A 1,737-nucleotide genomic window follows, 5' to 3' on the forward strand; every position below is an offset into this window, starting at 1 on the left:
GAAAGCCGGTGGCGTCCCTCAACTACCTGCTCACCTCCCACGTGTGGCGCCAGGACCACAACGGCTTCTCCCACCAGGACCCGGGCTTCATCGACCACGTGGCCAACAAAAGCCCCGAAGTCGTGCGCATCTACCTCGCCCCCGACGCCAACTGCCTGCTGGCCATCACCGACCACTGCCTGAAAAGCCGCAACTACATCAACCTGATCATCGCCGGCAAGCAATCCGAATGGCAGTGGCTGGACATCGAATCGGCGGCCCGCCACTGCACCGCCGGCGCCGGCATCTGGCCCTGGGCCAGCAACGACGGCGGCGACCCGGACGTGGTGATGGCCTGCGCCGGCGACGTGCCAACCCTCGAAACCCTGGCCGCCGTCACCCTGCTCCACGACTACGTGCCGGACATCCGCATCCGCCTCGTCAACGTAGTGGACCTGATGACCCTGCAGCCGCCCGCCGAACACCCCCACGGCCTCGACGACGACGCCTTCGATGCGCTGTTCACCCGCGACAAACCCATCGTCTTCGCCTATCACGGCTACCCGTGGCTGATCCACCGCCTCACCTACCGCCGCCACAACCACGCCAACCTGCACGTGCGCGGCTACAAGGAAGAAGGCTCCACCACCACCCCCTTCGACATGGTGGTACTCAACAACATGGACCGCTACCAGCTCGCCCTCGACGCCATCCGCCGCATCCCGCGCCTGCGCAACCGCGTGGACGAAGCCAGCGAGCGCTACCGCCAGACCATCGCCCGCCACAAGGCCTGGGTCAGCGAACACGGCGAAGACATGCCGGAAATCCGCGACTGGCGCTGGACCGGGCCGCGGCCGTAAGCCGTGCCGTCGGGTTACGCCCGGTGGGCTAACCCGACCTACGCAATTCGCGTGGCGCTGGACCGGGCTGTAGGTAGGTCGGGGTTAGCGCAGCGTAACCCGACAAATCAACTGCTGCACCAAGCCGGGCGGCGCCCCTCCAACAGAATACGGAACACGCGAATGAACACAGAAACCCACCGCCGGCCGGCCAATGGCATCGGGCTGGATTGCCGCTTTGGCGGGAATGACGAGGAAGGAGTCGGCATGAATCGCGCAGCCATCGTTCAGACACTGCAAACGCGCCTGCCCGATGTGCTGGCGATATATGCCTTCGGCAGCCGTATCCACGGCACCGCCGGGCTGGACAGCGATCTGGATCTGGCCGTGCTGGTGGCCGGGTAAGCCGACCCGCTGACCCTGTTTGACCTGGCGGGCACTCTGGCCGATACCGCAGGCTGCCCGGTTGATCTGCTCGATTTGCGCGCCGCGTCCACCATCATGCAATACCAGATCATCACCACCGGCCACCGCTGGTGGGCCAAAGACGGGCAGGCCGCCTTGTTCGAAGCAGCGATGCTGAGCGGAAAAACGGCACTGGACACCGCGCGCGCAGGCTTGCTGAGCGACATTGAACAAAGGGGAACGGTGTATGGCCGATGACGTGCTGATCAACAAGGCGGCGACCATCAAGCGCTGCGTGGCACGGGCGCGGGAGGAATACGCTGCCAACCCGACCGGTTTTGCCACCGACTTCACCCGTCAGGATGCCGCCATCCTGAACATTCAGCGCGCCTGTGAAGCCGCTCTGGACATGGGCCAGCACGGTGAGCATCATCACCGCACATCTGGATGAATTTTTGCAGCACGGGTAGATACTGTTATCCCCGTCAAGCTCCGTGAAGCCCTGGCTGGAAGG

At 64.7% G+C, this 1,737-nt stretch carries 3 protein-coding genes and 1 pseudogene; all 4 read left to right on the plus strand.

Going from position 1 to position 1,737, the window contains the following annotated elements; translation table 11 throughout:
- Positions 1-839, plus strand: a pseudogene (locus Q1W26_RS21075) (phosphoketolase); the annotation flags it as partial.
- 162 nt (positions 840-1,001) lie between these two features.
- Complete coding sequence (locus tag Q1W26_RS21080; protein WP_300444767.1) at positions 1,002-1,223, plus strand: nucleotidyltransferase domain-containing protein; 222 nt, start codon at positions 1,002-1,004, stop codon at positions 1,221-1,223.
- A 96-nt stretch (positions 1,224-1,319) separates the two neighbouring features.
- Positions 1,320-1,481, plus strand: a complete 162-nt coding sequence (locus Q1W26_RS21085) for a hypothetical protein (RefSeq protein ID WP_300444770.1) — start codon at positions 1,320-1,322, stop codon at positions 1,479-1,481.
- Positions 1,471-1,674 (plus strand): HepT-like ribonuclease domain-containing protein, encoded by a 204-nt coding sequence (locus tag Q1W26_RS21090; protein ID WP_300444772.1) that lies wholly within the window; start codon positions 1,471-1,473, stop codon positions 1,672-1,674. The genes Q1W26_RS21085 and Q1W26_RS21090 overlap by 11 nt, the downstream gene beginning before the upstream one ends.
- Positions 1,675-1,737 lie beyond the last annotated feature (63 nt).

Origin of the sequence: Zoogloea sp. (assembly GCF_030157465.1) — a bacterium.
Lineage (GTDB): Bacteria > Pseudomonadota > Gammaproteobacteria > Burkholderiales > Rhodocyclaceae > Zoogloea.